We start from the raw sequence: 18,340 nt of genomic DNA on the forward strand, positions 1-18,340 counted from the left end.
CCCGAAGGAAGCCATTTCAACAATCTGCGAGGCTGAAATTACAGAACGTCTACCGCGTTCAGTTCTTTGAAAGCCTGTTCCAGACGGGTGATCATGGAAGTCTGGCCTGCACGCAGCCATACGCGCGGATCGTAGTATTTCTTGTTCGGCTGATCTTCGCCTTTCGGGTTACCCAGCTGACCCTGCAGATACGCTTCGTTATCTTTGTAGTACTTCAGAACACCTTCCCAGGTTGCCCATTGGGTATCGGTATCGATGTTCATTTTGATAACACCGTAGCTTACGGAATCTTTGATTTCCTGAGCAGTAGAACCGGAACCGCCGTGGAAAACGAAGTTCAGGCTGTTGTGCGGCAGGTTGTGTTTCTTAGAAACGTATTCCTGAGAGTCGCGCAGGATGGTCGGGGTCAGAACCACGTTACCCGGCTTGTAAACGCCGTGTACGTTACCGAAGGAAGCCGCGATGGTGAAACGCGGGCTGATTTTGCTCAGTTCGGTGTACGCGTAATCAACGTCTTCCGGCTGGGTATACAGAGCGGAAGCGTCCATGTGGCTGTTATCCACGCCGTCTTCTTCGCCGCCGGTGCAGCCCAGTTCGATTTCCAGGGTCATGCCGATTTTGGACATGCGCGCCAGGTATTTGGAACAGATTTCGATGTTCTCTTCCAGAGACTCTTCAGACAGGTCGATCATGTGAGACGAGAACAGCGGTTTACCGGTCTCCGCGAAGTGTTTCTCACCCGCGTCCAGCAGACCGTCGATCCACGGCAGCAGTTTCTTCGCGCAGTGGTCGGTGTGCAGAATAACCGGAACACCGTAGTGTTCAGCCATCTGGTGAACGTGATGCGCACCGGAGATCGCACCCAGGATAGCAGCGCCCTGAGGAACGTCAGTTTTTACGCCTTTGCCCGCGATGAAAGAAGCGCCACCGTTGGAGAACTGAACGATAACCGGCGCTTTCACTTTTGCAGCGGTTTCCAGAACGGCGTTGATGGAGTCGGTGCCGACGCAGTTTACTGCTGGCAGAGCAAAGTTGTTTTCTTTAGCTACCTGGAAAACTTTCTGTACGTCATCGCCAGTGATAACGCCAGGTTTTACGAAATCAAAAATTTTAGACATGTTGCGAGTCCTGTTTCTGTATCTTCGACCGTTAAAACGGGGGAGCGGGCCTTTCAGCGCGCTGAAAAACAGGCGGGTTTCCCCGCCTGAACAAATTTACTGCTTCGCGCGCTCCTCGAGCATCGCTACGGCTGGCAGAACTTTGCCTTCCACGAATTCGAGGAATGCGCCGCCGCCAGTGGAGATGTAGGAGATTTTGTCTGCAATACCGAACAGATCGATAGCCGCCAGGGTGTCACCGCCGCCTGCGATAGAGAACGCTTCGCTGTCTGCAATAGCGTTAGCCACGATTTCAGTCCCTTTACGGAAGTTCGGGAATTCAAATACGCCGACCGGACCGTTCCACAGAATGGTTTTCGCATTCTTCAGGATCTCAGCCAGTTGCTGTGCAGACGCGTCGCCGATGTCCAGGATCTGCTCGTCTTCTTTCACGTCAGAGACAGATTTCAGCGTAGCCGCGGCGGTTTCGGAGAACTCGGTGGCAACGCGAACGTCAGTCGGCACCGGGATATCACAGGTGGTCAGCAGACGTTTTGCTTCGTCAACCAGGTCAGCTTCGTACAGGGATTTCCCTACGCTGTGGCCCTGAGCGGCAACGAAGGTGTTGGCGATACCGCCGCCCACGATCAGCTGGTCAGCGATTTTGGACAGGGAGTCCAGTACCGTCAGTTTGGTAGAGACTTTAGAACCGCCGACGATAGCGACCATCGGACGAGCCGGTTCTTTCAACGCTTTACCCAGCGCGTCCAGTTCAGCCGCCAGCAGCGGGCCGGCACAGGCTACGTCAGCAAATTTGCCGATACCGTGAGTAGACGCCTGCGCACGGTGAGCCGTACCAAATGCGTCCATGACGAACACGTCGCACAGCGCCGCGTATTTTTTGGACAGCGCTTCGTCGTCTTTCTTCTCGCCTTTGTTAAAGCGAACGTTTTCCAGAACCACCAGCTCACCGGCCGCCACTTCAACGCCGTCCAGGTAATCTTTAACCAGACGAACCGGGTTGGACAGTTTGTCTTTCAGGTAGTTAACAACCGGCAGCAGAGAGAATTCTTCGTTGTACTCGCCTTCGGTAGGACGACCCAGGTGGGAAGTGACCATCACTTTCGCACCCTGTTTCAGCGCCAGTTCGATAGTCGGCAGGGAAGCACGGATACGCGCGTCGCTGGTTACTTTCCCTTCTTTAACTGGCACGTTCAGATCCGCACGGATGAAAACGCGTTTACCAGCAAGATCCAGATCGGTCATCTTGATTACAGACATGGTGAATCCTCTCGTTGATTCTTAAAGTTTTGCAAGCGCTTACGCGCTTTACCTGAAACCAATAGCGGCCATGGCTAACGTGGTGTCGAGCATTCTGTTAGCAAAGCCCCATTCATTATCGCACCAGACCAGCGTCTTTATCAGGTGCCCACCACTGACTCGCGTTTGTGTGCCATCGACGATGGCGCTGTGCGGGTCATGGTTAAAATCTACTGAGACCAACGGTAATTCCGTATAGTCAACTATATCATGAAATGCACCTTGTGCCGCTTTTTGCAGCAACTGGTTGACTTCATTGGCTTTTACCGGTTTCTTCACCGTGACGCTTAAGTCGATTGCCGTGACGTTTATCGTAGGAACACGCACCGCAATGGCCTCAAAACGATCGTTAAACTGCGGAAAAATACGGGTAATGCCTGCCGCCAGTTTGGTATCGACCGGAATGATCGACTGACTCGCCGCACGCGTACGCCGCAGGTCAGGATGGTATGCATCGATAACCTGCTGATCGTGCATGGCGGAGTGTATTGTGGTCACCGTACCAGACTCGATGCCATAGGCATCATCTAATAATTTGATGACGGGAATGATGCAGTTCGTCGTGCAGGACGCGTTTGACACAATGCGGTCTTGTGCCCGCAGGCGATCCTGATTGACGCCAAACACAACGGTGGCGTCGAGATCGTGGCTGCCAGGATGTGAAAAGAGCACTTTCTTCGCGCCTGCGGCGATATGCGCTTCGCCGTGTTCGCGGCTGCCGTATACGCCCGTGCAGTCGAGGACAATATCAACGCCCAGTTCACGCCAGGGCAACGCGGCAAGCGAAGGCTGATGCAGGATGCGGATCGAATCGTCGCCGACAATGAGCTGCTCGCGCTCATGGCGAACGTCCCATGCAAAACGTCCATGGCTGGTGTCATATTTCAACAAATGCGCCATGCCTGCGGCATCCGCCAGTTCGTTGATGGCCACCACGGTGATTTCCGCCCGACGTCCGGATTCGTATAAAGCACGAACCACGTTACGTCCGATGCGACCGAAGCCATTAATCGCTACGCGTACGGTCATAGATCTCCTGCAAGGCTATCCTGATTCAGATGTGGCTGACAGAGTAATCCAGCGCATCGTTCAGGGAAACCTTACCTGTCGCAAACTGCGACTGATTGATTATTTGTCGAACATTTAATCGACTGAAACGCTTCAGCTAGAATAAGCGAAACGAGGAATAAAAGGAATGATTGTCCAGCTGATTAAGCCAGCTATATGACTTACATCACATTTCACGCCCCTGGTTCGCAGAAATTATTCCACCCAGGAGTAATAGCGGTTGCCCCGGCGCCGATTCCAGGAATCGTACGCCAGGCGGCCCTCTTAGCAGAGCCGATACTCACCTGTCGGCGTCATGACTAACGTAAGGTCGGCCGGTCGACTGTTTTGCAGAACCCGACGCACGTTCGGCCCATCAGTGCGTTCATAGAACGCTTCGGCATCACCCTGAGACGATCCTCCCGCCAGTTTACGGGCGATCAGGCGCGATCGAAGCGCCTCTTCCGGTGCGCGTATAAAGATCGAATAATCGCAAAACTCCGCCAGCGTCTGCCAACGCGGTTCCTTCAGCAAAAGCCAGTTTCCTTCAACAATCACCAACGGCGCGGTTACCGGGATGGCATTTTCAACCGGCTCATGGGTTTGCCGATCGTACTGCGGCCAGGTGCCTTCCGCTTCCCTGATCTGACGCAGATTGCGCGCCAGTTTATCCACGTCAAAGGTGTCCGGCGCGCCTTTACTGGCTCGCAAGTTATGCGCCTCCAGCCACGCGTTGTAATGATGAAAGCCATCCATCGGCAGAGTCTGGATCGTTGGCAGACTGGCGTCCTGTTGACAGAGATACTCCCAAAATGTGGTTAGCGTGGATTTGCCGGTCCCGGGAGGGGCGCAGAGAAAAATAAGGGTTCGTTGTTCAGTATGCGCAGCGTTTATTTTCGCCAGCTGTCGCAACAGGGGTTTATGGACGATTTCAATTTCATCGTCGTGGTAATGCGCGGTAACGTCCAGCCCATTAACCGTCAGTCCGATTTTCACGGCGTTAATTCCTTTAAAATTGTCGTTACCGCCAGCGTCATCGCCGTCTTGATCATGCCGGTAAAGCGAACCTCGGACCAGGTGGCGAAGTCGGCAAACTTCATCGACTCAAGCGCGCCATATAAGGTTGCATTACGGGTAATACTGTTTACGTTACTGACGAAATCCCAGGTGATGTCATCCGTAAAGCCCGGGATCGTGTCCTGTTCCTTAAGGTAGCGATAAAACTGGGAAAAATGGGTGATGTCGGCATACAGCCATTTTTCCATTTTTCCCAACGCATAAATCAGGCGTAACGCAACGTCGATATCATCAAGCGGCCCACTCTGCGCGAGTAACGGCTTCACTGCATACTCCACGATCTCTTCATCATTATCGACAAACAGCGACGGCAGAAAGCGTTTAATGCCCTGAAGCAAAATGTCATGTGCCGTCGTCATAAACGAAAGTAAATTGGTCTGAGCGTCCAGTTGCTCAAGCACATCGTCTTCTGTCAGCGTCGTCATTTGTGTCCCGATAAATCACCATGAATGCAGAGAGTCTATTATATTACACGTTCGATCCGCGCCGCCGATCAGTAAAGTTTGCGTGCGCACACCCTTCGCAACCTGTTGGATCCCCTTCAGAAGGTCGCCCCCCGTCACGCCCGTTGCACTAAAGAGAATGTCATTTCCCTTTACTAACGTGTCGATCGCATAGACGCGGTTAATCTCGACGCCCATCTCCGCACAGCGTTGTCGTTCACGGACAGCGATCACGCGATTATCTGCGGTATCGCCTTTCGCTTCACAAAAGTCGATCAGCTCTGCCTGCATATCGCCCCCGAGCGCTTTTACCGCACAGGCGGAAATCACCCCTTCCGGCGCACCGCCGAGCGTATACATCAGGTCATACGGATTGTCCTGCAGACAGGTCAGAACGCTGGCCGCCACATCGCCATCGGGCAGGGCAAAAACCTTTACGCCGAGCTGTGTTGCCTCGGCAATCGCCGGATGAAGCCGGGGTTTGTCCAGCGTGACCATGCGCAAGCGATCCAGCGGTTTTCCCAGCGCCGCCGCCACATTGCGTAAATTGTCGGCTAACGGAAGCGCCAGATCGATCGCGCCTTTTGCCTGGGCATTAACAACCAGCTTTTTCATATACATGTCAGGTGCGTGAAGCAAACTGCCGCGCGGGGCGAAAGCCATGACCGCCAGCGCATTGCTCTGCCCCATTGCGACCATACGGGTTCCTTCAATAGGATCGACAGCGATATCCACCTCCGGCCCGCTGCCTGTTCCGACCTCCTCACCGATCCATAACATCGGCGCACAATCGATTTCCCCCTCGCCAATGATAATTCTCCCACGGATAGCCACCTCGTTCAGAGCCTGTCGCATCGCGCTGACCGCGAGACCATCGATCCGGTTTTTGTCGCCGCATCCGGTTTGCGGCCAGGCTGCCAGCGCCGCCCGTTCCGTTGTGCGAAATAGCGGCCATGTCAGAGAGATCATGCAGCAGCCTCCCCTACGTCCACGCCAAATTGCGCCAGCAGGAATCTCTCAGCCTTTTCGTTCCAGATACCGTGCGTCTCTTCAACCAGACGCGCCAGTTCACGAAACAACGGATCGGTTTTGCCTTTTTCCGCGAAATCAGCGATCGCCGTCAGCGGCATCGTGACGCCGTTATAAATCAGCTTTTTGCCGCCCGGAATATCGGGAAGATTGAGGACCGTATCCGGCACCGCATCCAGCCCGCCGATATGGGTGACCATAAAAGACGGTTGCAGTTGTCCCGTAGCGCTTAATGCAATCGCCTCTTTCATATCGTCGGTGGAACCGCCGGATGTTCCAACCACGTGAGTACTGTTGTAATGCACGTTGTAAAAGTTGAATGGCACCCTGAAGCGACTGTCCGTCGGCCCGGCAAAAAAGTTCAGGCAACCGTCTTCCGCGAGAAGCTCATCCGCCAGTTCGACAAGGGCCGGAACAGCAGCATAGACAAATACGTCATCAAAACCGCTACCGTCCGTGAGTTCGCGAAGCATGGCTGCGGGCTCTTTTATTCCGGCGGTATTCACATAAATAAGCTCGATGCCTTTACTGGCCGCGTGCTCAACCGTTAGCAAGCGGCTGGCCTGGGCCAGTCGCGTTTCATCGATATCCACCACCACGACCCGCGACGGCTGGATCCCGCCATTAATGGCATAGTCAATGGCGCCTATCCCCATCGGCCCGGCACAGGCTAATAGCGCGATGTTGCCGCCGGGTTTAATGCCCATCCGGTGCTCGTAAACGTAAGGCGTAGTGTGATAATTGGCGTTATAAGCGCCAATTATGCAGCACATCGGTTCCGCCAGCGATGCGGCGGCGAAATAAGAGCCGTGATAGGGTAAAACGCAGCCCAACTTAATCGCGATCTCCGGGATAATCATATACGTCGCATTACCGCCAAAATATTCATAGCTGTATCCGGCAGAATAACCACTCGGCAAGCCCATTGCGGGTTGTAAAACGAAGCGCTCGCCCTTTTTATATTTATCGGTTAGATTTTTCCCGACTTCGACAATGATCCCGGCACATTCATGGCCGGTAATCACCGGATGATTCTCCAGATCATCTGGCACACGTTTATGTTCGCTGCCTAATGTTGCCGCTTTCCAGGTAGACAAACAGACGCTGTCAGAAATAACGCTGACTAATAATTCATTATCCGTAATGTCAGGTAGTTCAAATTCACGGATACGGACATCCCGCTTGCCATAGATGGCTGCCACTTTCGTTTTCATATTTACTCCAGAAACCAGAAATATTACTTCGTCGTAAGGTGATGAAATAAATCGTCGAGCAACGGGTCACCAATATAGTTTTTAATCAGAACGACGGGTTTGTCGCTAACCCGTTTAACGCGCCCCTCCAGGCTGGCATGCGTCACGATAATATCGGCATCCTCGGGAACATTTTCGATCGCATAATGTTTGACATCGACCGTTAATCCCGCTTTTTCCAGGCGTTTACGAAACGTCGTTGCCCCCATAGCGCTCGACCCCATTCCCGCATCGCAAACAAATGCTATTCGTTTCACATCACGGTAAGAGAATTTACCCTCCTGCTTCATTGCCTTGACAGCTTTCGTGGAATCACTGAAGGTATCTTCACTTTCGCCAGCGCTATTTTTTTCCATTTTTAATATGAAAGAGGTCACCACAAAGGTCACCAGCGTTCCCGCCGTAACACCGGCAATCGTCGCCAGGAAAGCCCCCTTCGGCGTCAGCGCCAGGTAAGCGAAAATCGACCCAGGGCTCGGCCCGGCGACCAGCCCGCCGCCTAATACATTAAAGACCCACGTTCCGCTCATCCCGCCCGCAATCATGCCGATCAGCGTCAACGGTTTCATCAGCACATACGGGAAATACAGTTCATGGATACCGCCCAGGAAATGGATGATCATGGCGCCGGGTGCAGACTTCTTCGCCATCCCTTTACCAAACAAGGTGAACGCAAGCAGTAAACCCAGACCCGGACCCGGGTTAGACGCCACCATAAAGAAAATGGATTTTCCTGTCTCCGAGGCTTGCTGCATACCCAGTGGATAATAAACGCCCTGGTCAATCGCATTGTTTAAAAAAAGGATTTTTGCTGGTTCATTAATTAACGACAGTAGCGGCAGGTAGCCCGCATGTACCAACGATTCAATACACTCCTTCACAAAGTTATTGGCAACCAGTACCGCCGGGCCAATGACCTCAAACCCCAGCAGACACAAGATCATCCCGGCGATTCCCAGGGAGAAGTTATTAATCACCATTTCAAAACCGGCAGGAATGCGCCTGTCCAGCAGTCGGTCAATATATTTAATCACCAGCCCGCCTAGCGGTCCCATGATCATTGAACCGAGGAACATTGGGATATCCGCGCCAATAATGACGCCAATCGTACCAATGCCTCCCATCACCGCTCCCCGTTTACCCCCCACCAGATGTCCACCGGTCGAACCAATCATCACCGGCAGTAAATAGGTAATCATCGGGCCGACAATTTTGGCGAAATGTTCATTCGGCAACCATCCGGTTGGAATAAATAATGCGGTAATAAAACCCCAGGCAATAAAGGCGCCGATATTCGGGATGACCATTGCAGTCAAAAACCCGCCAAAAGCCTGGACCTTAGCACGAGCAGACTTGTGTTCCATATTAATATCCTGTCAAGGAGAGAATAATTATGCGTGAGCGATAATATCCGCTAACTGTTTTTCTGACTTTGCCGCTAACAGCGCGTTTATCGTTTGTTCTTCACATAACAGCTCGCTTAATGCCTGGATAGCTTCAATATGTGAATCGGCATTTGCTGCCGATAAACCGATTAATAACCTGATACCTTCTTCACCTTCACTGAACTGCACTTCCTGTTTGAGTAACGTTAACGACATTCCTGTTTTTAACGCTCCGCACTCTGGTCGCGCATGAGGCATAGCCACGCCGGGGGCCAGAATATAATAGGGGCCGTTGCTGAGAGTCGAATCTTTAATAGCCTGAATATAATTTGAATTAATATAATGATGAGTCAGCAGAGAAGACATGCAAAAATCAATAGCCTGCTGCCAGTTTTCTACCGATGACTTTATCGAGATAGATGCTTCAGGAAAATAATCAATCAACCGCATACGTAATCCTTATTTTATTTTTAGGGTACAATTTTGCGCTGAAAATAAAATACGCGCGCGATAAAATGAAAGCAACAGGGGTCAACGTCAGGGCGAAAAAGAAGCGCGTTTGATAAAAGCAAATAAAAACAATGAGATAAAAACAAAAAATTAAAAAGCAACCGTAATTACGTGATATGAACTGCATTTTTTGAATATGAATTAATGTTCATTTTGCAATGATGATCACAAATATGCTATTGCCATCATTAAAAAACTATCCATTTCCCTGAAGCCGTTACGCATTAATCGCGCAAAAAAAAGGCCATCTGTAAATACAGACGGCCTAAGGGGGTAATGTGTAAATTCCCGCCAGACGATATGGCGGGGAAAGGGACGACTTAGCTCAAGAGCGAGTGATCAAATTGAATGATGACAGTTGCGTAGGCGTCGATGGTGGTTTCACGCATCAGAGGTACCCAGCGCGGCATGTCGCTCTGGCGCGTAACGCCGGACATGCTCATGTCGCCATTCCACTGCTTGTGTTCCGGCGTTTTCGGCATGTCCATACCCGTCTGACCGGTTGCAGACCCAGGAGAAAGCTTCACGTCACTGCCATCACCAGAAGACGGCGCCACGCCGTTGGTCATGTCACCGTTCGCCTGCTTGTGCTCCGGCGTTTTCGGCATGTCCATCCCGGTCTGACCGGTAGACGATCCCGGGGACAGCTTCGCGCTGTCACCGTTGCCGGAAGACGGCGCCACGCCGTTGGTCATGTCACCGTTCGCCTGCTTGTGCTCCGGCGTTTTCGGCATATCCATCCCGGTCTGACCGGTAGACGATCCCGGGGACAGCTTCGCACTGTCGCCGTTGCCGGAAGACGGCGCCACGCCGTTGGTCATGTCGCCGTTCCACTGCTTGTGCTCCGGCGTTTTCGGCATATCCATTCCGGTCTGACCGGTAGACGATCCCGGGGACAGCTTCGCACTGTCGCCGTTGCCGGAAGATGGCGCCACACCGTTGGTCATGTCACCGTTCCACTGCTTGTGCTCCGGCGTTTTCGGCATATCCATTCCGGTCTGACCGGTAGACGATCCCGGGGACAGCTTCGCACTGTCGCCGTTGCCGGAAGATGGCGCCACGCCGTTGGTCATGTCACCGTTCCACTGCTTGTGCTTCGGCGTCTTCGGCGTGTCCATTCCGGTTTTGCCGGTTGCGGAACCTGGAGACAGCGTCGGGTAGTTCGTATTCGGAACAGGCCATTTCTTAGTCGGCGTCGTAGTATCAGCCGCGGCAGGCGTCGGCGTGGTGTCCGATTTCGTTTCACTGTCTGCCGGTTTCGGCGCCGGTTTCAGATCGTCTGCTTTCTGCGGCGTGACGGCCGGAACGTCTTCACTGTGCGCGGTCTGCGACGGCGTGGTATCCGTCTTCGTTTCGCTGTCTGCCGGTTTCGGCGCCGGTTTCAGATCGTCTGCTTTCTGCGGCGTGACGGCCGGAACGTCTTCACTGTGCGCGGTCTGCGACGGCGTGGTGTCCGTCTTCGTTTCGCTGTCTGCCGGTTTCGGCGCCGGTTTCAGATCGTCTGCCTTCTGCGGCGTGACGGCCGGAACGTCTTCACTGTGCGCGGTCTGCGACGGCGTGGTGTCCGTCTTCGTTTCGCTGTCTGCCGGTTTCGGCGCCGGTTTCAGATCCTCTGACTTCTGCGGCGTGACGGCCGGAACGTCTTCGCTACGCGGCGGTTTGCCCGGAGTGAAATCTGTCTTTTTCTCGCCGGTGCTACCGTTGCCTTTGTTCTTAGGCGCATCTGGCGTATCAAGGTCATAGCTGCCTTTATTTTTCTTACCGATGCCCGGATCGGCCAGCGTAAAGGAGATATTGTTGCCCGCTTCCTTCTCATCACGCGTGACGACAGACATTTCGTCTTTATTGGTATTGATCTCGCCGGTCGTGCCTTTACTGGTGATATCACCAACGGAAATGGTCGATTTTTGCGTTTCATCACGATGAATTTCATCAACCGTATCAACATAAAGGTTTGCCGATGGCACGCCGCCTTTCTTGCCCGGCACGCCACCGATACCCACACCACCGCCACCGTACAGACCATCCTGTTCCACACTGTCTTCGAGGGTCCGGGCGTTAATGTCGCCAGCCACGTTCACGGAACCGGTACCCTCTTCAGAGACAATATTCGCCCCTGTCATGTTCAGGTCGCCGCCGGTTTTCACGTTCACTTCGCCATTCGTGTGAATGCCAGATTGTTTTGCCGTGGTCGCTGCGTCATGCGCTTCGGAGCCACCACCCGCGTTTACCGCAGCGGTAGGCGTAACCCCTTTACCCGATACGGCGACACCCACCGACGCTCCCCAGTTCTGTCGGGCATTTTCGGTATGAACCGTATCCTGGACGGAGGTAATATCCAGATCCCCTGCCACGTCGACATCCGCGGTATTGGCCTCGATATTTGCCCCGGTCATGGACATATCGCCGCCAGTTTTGATCTTCACGTTATCGGCGGTAATAGTGCTGTTGGTGTAGGTGGTAGAGTCACCGGAACCATTTTCTTTATTACCGCTGTAGTCAACGGACGCACCGCCGCTGATTCCGGTCAGATCCACACCAACGCCTGCCGTGACCCCTCCAGAATGTTCTTCGCTGGAGTTGGAATAGCTGGAAGTCGATTTCGCCGCATTCATCGACACGTCGCCACCGGCGTTAATTTCTACCTCCTCGCCCTTAATATCGACACCATTGAGGGTGGTGTCTTTTTTAGTATTGATAGAGATATTTTTCGCATTAATGTTGGTGATATTTTCCGAGGTCGTTTCGGTAGTGGATGTCGATTTCTTCGAACCGCCGCCAATCGTTATGGACGCGCCCGCAATATCGTTAAGTAACAAATTCGACGCATCGCCAAGCACTTCTGCGGCTGTGGTCCCCGCATTAAGCTCCTGGCCATCCTGCGATTTCTCGACCAGGTTACCGGCCTTATCGGCGGAATCGGCAAGGGTACTGTGCGCTTCGCCAGAAATACCGAAATTCATCTCTTTATGCGTGGTGGTGGTCTTCTCTTCATCGAGGTATTTAGTGCTGGTGACATCTTCTGCATTAATACTCAGAGAGTCGCCCGCGCTCAGGTCAGCCCCACCGATATCCACGGTTTTATTGGCGTTGATCGATCCCGACTCGGCAAAACTGATTGAGGCATTCGTATTCTTTTTACTGTCAGTAACGGTAGAATCACTTTGAGAATTAAATTCGAGACTGAAACCCGCGGTATCGTTTACCGGCGCGCGTCCAGGCTTTTTACCGATAGCCGACGTATCGGATTGTGAACCGGCACTAACGTAATCGCCTGTCGTGGTTGTATTAGACCCACCCGACATCGTGCCATAATCCGTTTCCACTGTCTGGCCACCACCGCTGACTCCAGCCCCCATACGGAATTCGCGGCTGGAGGTGTGCTCTTCCGAATGAGAGACATCCTCTGAGGTTTTAATCGTGACATTGTTTTCTGCCGAGATCGAGCCGGTCTGCGCAGAATAGGTGCCGCCTTCCATCACAACATCATTTTTAGCCTCAATGTTCATATTCCCGCCAGCCGACACATTACTGCCAATAGCGGTGCCCGTCGTGGTGGAGGTATCTGATAACGAGAAATTAAAGGCATTTTGCACATCGTTATCAATGGTGCGGGTCGCATCAATTTCATGCAGGTCGTTGAAGGTCACGTCCCCCTCTGTGGCCTTCATATTGACATCCTGACCCGCGGTAATATCTGACGCGTTTGAGGTGATTGATTTCGCTTCCATGCTGATGCTACCGCCAGCAGTCACGCCATCGTCGTAGGCATGAATAATCTGCTTGCCATCTTCACCCCGACCCACGCTTGCCGTCATGGTGATATCGCCATTTTCAGCGCTCATCGCAATATCACCGTCGGCACTGATAGCCGCGCCATTATTGTTGATATCGCCATTGGTGGTCGTCATGCTCATATCGCCACCCGCGGAAATACCGGAGTTCATACCGTTACTGACGTTATTAATATCACCGTCAGAGACCAGCGTCATGTCGCCGCCAGACGAAATTGAGCCATTCATATTGTTGATTTCACTGGCATCAACGTTCATGTCATTACCAGCATGGATTGTCGCGCTGCCGCCGTTAACGTCGCCGCTTTCCATCTGACGCAGCGTTTCCGGGCACAGATAAACAACCGGAACCAATACATCCACACCGTTTACATTTTGGTTAACAAACCAGACGATATCTTTATCCAGATTGCTACGCTGCTCCTGAGATAACGGTTCGCCAACCACCAGGCCAAGCTCGCTATCCTTCGCCGCTTCACCTGCGTTATCCATTAATGCCTGGACAAGCGCATCGCCCTCCAGGCCGTCGCGAATTGAGAAGAAGCTGCCAACCGAAGCGGAAATTTCGCGGCGAATCAGCTCAGAGGTAAAATAATTGTCGCCGATCACATTGACCGGCTGTTGCGGATCGTAACCCACCTGATCAAAGAAATAGTCCGATCCGGTATAACCGCTCTGGTCTATCATCGATGGACGGGTTTCAAAAATCGGCACGATATTGTTAGCGGGTCCCGGATAATCCTCGCCATTTTTCGCCGCTTCTGTGGTTTTCTTGAAATCGGTGGAGATTTCAAACATTCCCGGGATCGAGATCATATCTTTGATGGTCGGCATGGGGCTGATACCCATGGACAGCTCATCAATAGTTTTGGTATTGACGTTAACATCATAGCCCGCAATAACGGTGTCAACGGTATAATCACCTACATCAACATCGCTGATATTGGCGTTGGCGTTAATCACCCCTGCCCCGGCAATACCATTATCCAGCACCCCACCATTCTGCGTGAAGTTGCCGCCAGCGGTGATTTCGCCTTTTTCCTGCGGCACATAATAGGTTTTATTGGCCTTCAGCCCTGCATTGTCTGATGCGGTTTGTTGCGCCCAAATATTACACAATTTGTTATAATTAGACGTTTGCCAGTTTTCGCCGAAAATTCGGATCATCATGCTGTTAAATAATGTTGATTGATTACCTAACATCACTACTGCATTAAACCAGAGCTCTTTTTCCGCATCAGTGCCGCCCCCTTTTGTGTCAATTTTGTTTGCCGCACTGCCCCCGCCAAATTCAAAGTCAAGGAATTGATAAAGCGTATCGAATTCCCAGCTCGACTGGTGCTCTGATGCAAGCTCCCAGCGATAGGTAATGGAGCCTTCCTTGCTGAGCGGAAGTTGCAAGTAATCGTAAAGCGTAAGTTCGCCATAGCGCGGCGAGTTATAGACGTTACCCGTGATGGTGATATCTTTCGCCGCCTGAATCAGACCACCGGTATTAATCACATCGTGGGTATCGTAAATATCACGCTGGTTGATATTGATATTGCCACCTGCGCTGATCTCCGCCTGGTTTTCCAGTTGCAGACCGGATGTGACGGTCGGCATATATAACCCAATATGCGTATAAGATTTCGTCATTGCATGTTCGATCGTCTCATACGATACAGTTGCAATCTGCGAGCCAGTGATTGAAATTTCATCACCGCTGTAGGTGCTTTCATTGGTAATGACTTCAGCATCAAGATTAATATTTTTTTCTGACCGGATTATCCCCGCCTGGTTCCAGATTTCTTTCGCGATAATCGACAAATCACCCATGCTAAGCACATTGCCGCCAACGGCATTGATAAACTGTCCGTTGCGCGCTTCAAGACTCAAATCGCCCATTGTCCACAGCAGACTTTGCGCGCCATTAGTCACATTCTTCGCATTAATATCTAAATCACCGCCGGTGACGATGGACATGTTATTGACGAAGTCGCCTTCGGCGTCCACGTTCATATCACCGATGATTTCCAGCATGGCATTGTTCGTAAAATCACCCTGCGTCGAAATGTTCAGCTCACTTCCTGCCCGAATGTTTTTACTAAGATTGTCAAGGGTCAAACTGGCGTCGAGATCAAGAGACAAAATCCGCCCGGCTTCCAGAATACCAGAGGTATTATTCATGCTGGCCAGTTTGAGCGTCAGATCGCGATCGGCAACAATAGACGAGTTGTCGTCATTCGCCATAGCCCTGGCGTTGACGTTAATATCATAACCGGCGATAAGCGAATCAGCGCTGTTGTTAATATCACCGTTCGTCACGTTCAGCGTGGTGGTTCGGCCACCGACGATTACCGCCGAATTTGTGTTATTTAAACCCTGCGCAATATTCAGCGTCAGGTTATTATCAGACGAGACAATAGCGCCGCCATCATCATTCGTCAGATTATTAGCATCGATAGTCAGGTCGCCGCCCGCGACCAGAGTTGATGCGTACTCCCCCGTGCCGCCGCTGTTGGTCAAGGTATCCGCGGCGATAGTCAGCGTACCGTCAACCGCCTGAATCAAGGAACCTGACAGGTTCGTCAGCAGACCGATCGCATTGAGTACAGTATGCATACTTGCTGTAATCACGGCCTGGTCGGCGTTGGTCAGGGCATCCACATCTTCAATCGTCAGGTTACGCAAGGCCATTAACACATGGTCGCTCCCCTGGTTAATCAGGTTTCTGATATTGCGGATAATCAGATCGGTTCCGGCCTGTACAACGCCTTCATTTTTAAGCGTATCGCCATTTTGCAGGGTGATCGCACTGTTGCTAAGGATGACAGCCTGGTTAGTCAGTTCCCGAACGCCGTCAAACGTCATATCGCCTGACGCCACAATGGAAGCGTCGGAAGCGTTATTCAGCGTATCAACGGAAGTTATATTGAGCGCGCCACCTGCCTGAATCACCGCGCCACCGCTGTTGGTTAATGAATCAACATTGTTGATGGCAAGCTGCGTGCCACTGACCACCACCGCGCCATTCTGGTTTGAAATGTCGGACAGATGGCTGAGTGAAAGAGCGCCTTCGGCAATCAGCTGGGAATTATCGTTTTTAAGGGATTCAATATTCGACAATTGCAGGCTATCACCGCTGTAGATTGTCCCGGTATTGACGTTATTAAGCGTATCAATCTGATCGAGCAGGAGCGTCGTCGCCTGAATTGTCGATGCATCATTCGTCAGCGTATTAATACCGGTAAGCGTAAGATCTTCCGTGGCTAAGATAACCCCATCCTGGGTATTAGACAGCGACGCAAGATTGGTCAACGAAACGGACTTGCCCTGGATCCAACCGGCATCGTCATTCACCACTGTCGTCACGTTTTCGCCATCCAGTGACAGTTTACCCGCCGCCAGAATTTCACCGCCGCTGGTGTTGGCGAGCTGCTTGCTCACCTTCAATTCCATATCGCCCGACGAACTGAGCGTACCGCCAGCATTGCTTAGCTTCGCGGTCTTCACCTGAACTTTCTGTTTAGCATTCACGGTGCCGCCGTTTTCAAGAGTGGCATCTGCATCAGAAGTCGTTAGCGCGATACTGCGGCCTTCAATGGTGCCGGTATTTTTCAGCGACTTGCCTTTCGCAGTGACGGTAACGTCATTTTTATTGCTGATGATATTGCCGCTGTTGTCGATATCGCCTTCAGCACTTACATCGATGGTTGCATCGTCGCTACTGATCGTACCGCTATTGATAAGGTTTCCGCGGCTGGCAAGCTGCATTTCCCCTTGCGTGACGCCGATTACCCCTTTGTTATTGAGGGCGCTGGCATTCATCACCAGTTTTTTATCGGCAAAGATTCGGCCGCTGTTATCCAGGTCGCCAACGGTGAGCGTCTGGGTGCCAGACGCATAGATCACGCCATTATTTTTCGCCGATCCGGAAGCGATAACGATATTGCCGCTGGCGTTAACGGCACCGCTGCTTTCAAACGCGCCAGTCAGATTAACCTGCAAAGTGCCTTTTTTCGCCAGTACAGAGCCGCCGTTATTGGTCATACTGCCAGCGGTAATCTGAATATCTCCGCTGTGGCTGATAACCTGAACATCCGATACCAGTGAGCTGAACGCGACTTCCTTGCCGTCCACCAGGACGACGAAGTCACCCTTTTTCAGCGTCACAACGCCATTGCTGATGATATTGCCATTTGCATCCAGCGCCTGGAGTTTGCCATTCAGCGTATATTGTCCGGCAACGTTGATCTGGATGGCTGGTACAGAGGTCGTCGCCGTCGCGTTGGTAATCAGCGAGGCGGCATTTTGCACCAGCGAACTGGCGTCAATACGGATCTTACCCGCAGAGGAAATCACATCGTTATTGAGGGTAACGCCAGCAAGCGCATTAAACACAATGTCATTTTGCGCTTCAACGCCCATCGCGCTATTGCTGGATTTGGTGGTCGCAATATTGTTGCCGTTTAGCGTAATATTTTTATCGCTGTGCAGACTGGCCAGCGTGATATCCCCGTCGGCGCTAATCTCTAAATCACCGCTGGAAATAATACCACCTGCGTGGCGCACACCCGCGCCAGATTCGGTGCTGATTAACTGAATTTTACCGCCGTACATGGAACCCAGCGCGCTACCATCGATAGCAACAGCAGGCCCCTGCCCATCGCCCTGGCTACGAACGGTATGGCTACGGCTGGCAAGCTCATAGTCGTTCTGTCCGGCCAAAACCTTCAGGTCTGCCTTACCGGCAATTTCGCCTTCAAGCTGGGCGCTGCGGCTGACGATATCAAAATAGCTTAAGCCTTCAGTGTTAATACCCTGCCCGGTGACGGTGATGTTTCCCTTATCGACGGCAAGTTTATAAGTACCGTCCTGATTTGCCTGTACTTTACCGGTGCTGAGGGTCAGACTATTGGCGTTAATGGTCGTCGCGCCGTTGACGCTAATACCATTTTCGTTCGCAATAATAATGTCGGCTTTTTTACCGAAAACTTCCATCGTGCCATTAATATACGAGGCCTTCGCACCTGTGACTTCGCTGATAATCGCACTGGCTTCCTGCTGCAGTTGACCATTTTTAACCGCGTAACCTCCAATTTTGGTCACGCCTTCTTGCATGCTGTTATTAAAGACAACGCCTTTCTGGTCAACGTTAAATTCAGTGAATTTATTTAATGAAACGCCCTTCGCATTAGGGTTAGCGATATTAATCAACGGCGTGCCATTCGCCGTCTGGCCCATCGTGGGACCGTTCGATTGACGATTGTCCGGTGTGGTGGCTGCTTCAACGGCAGGCGATAAAATACTCGCCAATGACAGATATAATGGGCCAAGTTTTTTATGCAAATTGCTGGCATTCAACTTCTCAGCTTTAACATTTTGTCGATTCATAATGTGTCC

At 52.0% G+C, this 18,340-nt stretch carries 10 protein-coding genes; all 10 read right to left on the reverse strand.

The features are described from left to right. Nucleotides 1-38: 38 nt before the first annotated feature. On the reverse strand, nucleotides 39-1,118 hold the full coding sequence (gene fbaA, locus OOJ60_RS15110) for a class II fructose-bisphosphate aldolase (protein WP_042290302.1): 1,080 nt from the start codon (nucleotides 1,116-1,118) through the stop codon (nucleotides 39-41). 96 nt (nucleotides 1,119-1,214) lie between these two features. Next, nucleotides 1,215-2,378, reverse strand: coding sequence for a phosphoglycerate kinase (gene pgk, locus OOJ60_RS15115; protein WP_042290304.1), 1,164 nt, complete (start codon nucleotides 2,376-2,378; stop codon nucleotides 1,215-1,217). Nucleotides 2,379-2,426: 48 nt separating this feature from the next. Next, on the reverse strand, nucleotides 2,427-3,446 hold the full coding sequence (gene epd, locus OOJ60_RS15120) for an erythrose-4-phosphate dehydrogenase (RefSeq protein WP_042290307.1): 1,020 nt from the start codon (nucleotides 3,444-3,446) through the stop codon (nucleotides 2,427-2,429). Nucleotides 3,447-3,749: 303 nt separating this feature from the next. After that, a complete protein-coding gene (locus tag OOJ60_RS15125; protein ID WP_205612799.1) occupies nucleotides 3,750-4,460 on the reverse strand; it encodes a nucleoside/nucleotide kinase family protein in 711 nt (236 codons plus the stop codon). Beyond that, the gene (locus tag OOJ60_RS15130) at nucleotides 4,457-4,966 is read right to left on the reverse strand and encodes an MltR family transcriptional regulator (protein WP_042290313.1); all 510 of its coding nucleotides are present in this window, start codon (nucleotides 4,964-4,966) and stop codon (nucleotides 4,457-4,459) included. Before OOJ60_RS15130 ends, OOJ60_RS15125 begins: the two co-directional genes overlap by 4 nt. Nucleotides 4,967-4,981: 15 nt before the next feature. Further along, nucleotides 4,982-5,953 carry a class II fructose-bisphosphatase gene (gene glpX, locus OOJ60_RS15135; RefSeq protein ID WP_205612800.1) on the reverse strand — a complete coding sequence of 324 codons (972 nt, stop codon included), beginning with the start codon at nucleotides 5,951-5,953 and terminating at the stop codon, nucleotides 4,982-4,984. Further along, nucleotides 5,950-7,227, reverse strand: coding sequence for a zinc-binding dehydrogenase (locus OOJ60_RS15140; protein ID WP_205612801.1), 1,278 nt, complete (start codon nucleotides 7,225-7,227; stop codon nucleotides 5,950-5,952). The genes glpX and OOJ60_RS15140 overlap by 4 nt, the downstream gene beginning before the upstream one ends. A gap of 23 nt (nucleotides 7,228-7,250) precedes the next feature. Next, a complete protein-coding gene (locus OOJ60_RS15145) occupies nucleotides 7,251-8,630 on the reverse strand; it encodes a PTS mannitol transporter subunit IICB (RefSeq protein ID WP_181822029.1) in 1,380 nt (459 codons plus the stop codon). Between the two features lie 27 nt (nucleotides 8,631-8,657). Continuing rightward, on the reverse strand, nucleotides 8,658-9,101 hold the full coding sequence (cmtB, locus tag OOJ60_RS15150) for a PTS mannitol transporter subunit IIA (RefSeq protein ID WP_042290323.1): 444 nt from the start codon (nucleotides 9,099-9,101) through the stop codon (nucleotides 8,658-8,660). A gap of 380 nt (nucleotides 9,102-9,481) precedes the next feature. Further along, nucleotides 9,482-18,331, reverse strand: a complete 8,850-nt coding sequence (locus OOJ60_RS15155) for a two-partner secretion domain-containing protein (protein ID WP_205612802.1) — start codon at nucleotides 18,329-18,331, stop codon at nucleotides 9,482-9,484. Between the last annotated feature and the right edge of the window lie 9 nt (nucleotides 18,332-18,340).

Source organism: Citrobacter sp. R4, assembly GCF_026719175.1.
In the GTDB taxonomy this organism is placed as follows: domain Bacteria; phylum Pseudomonadota; class Gammaproteobacteria; order Enterobacterales; family Enterobacteriaceae; genus Citrobacter_A; species Citrobacter_A sedlakii.

What these genes read in the sequence shown, in the direction of transcription:
- fbaA (WP_042290302.1), bottom strand. Translation starts at nt 1,118, where the DNA reads ATGTCTAAAATTTTTGATTTCGTAAAACCTGGCGTTATCACTGGCGAT.
- pgk (WP_042290304.1), bottom strand. Translation starts at nt 2,378, where the DNA reads ATGTCTGTAATCAAGATGACCGATCTGGATCTTGCTGGTAAACGCGTT.
- epd (WP_042290307.1), bottom strand. Translation starts at nt 3,446, where the DNA reads ATGACCGTACGCGTAGCGATTAATGGCTTCGGTCGCATCGGACGTAAC.
- OOJ60_RS15130 (WP_042290313.1), bottom strand. Translation starts at nt 4,966, where the DNA reads ATGACGACGCTGACAGAAGACGATGTGCTTGAGCAACTGGACGCTCAG.
- glpX (WP_205612800.1), bottom strand. Translation starts at nt 5,953, where the DNA reads ATGATCTCTCTGACATGGCCGCTATTTCGCACAACGGAACGGGCGGCG.
- OOJ60_RS15140 (WP_205612801.1), bottom strand. Translation starts at nt 7,227, where the DNA reads ATGAAAACGAAAGTGGCAGCCATCTATGGCAAGCGGGATGTCCGTATC.
- OOJ60_RS15145 (WP_181822029.1), bottom strand. Translation starts at nt 8,630, where the DNA reads ATGGAACACAAGTCTGCTCGTGCTAAGGTCCAGGCTTTTGGCGGGTTT.
- cmtB (WP_042290323.1), bottom strand. Translation starts at nt 9,101, where the DNA reads ATGCGGTTGATTGATTATTTTCCTGAAGCATCTATCTCGATAAAGTCA.
- OOJ60_RS15155 (WP_205612802.1), bottom strand. Translation starts at nt 18,331, where the DNA reads ATGAATCGACAAAATGTTAAAGCTGAGAAGTTGAATGCCAGCAATTTG.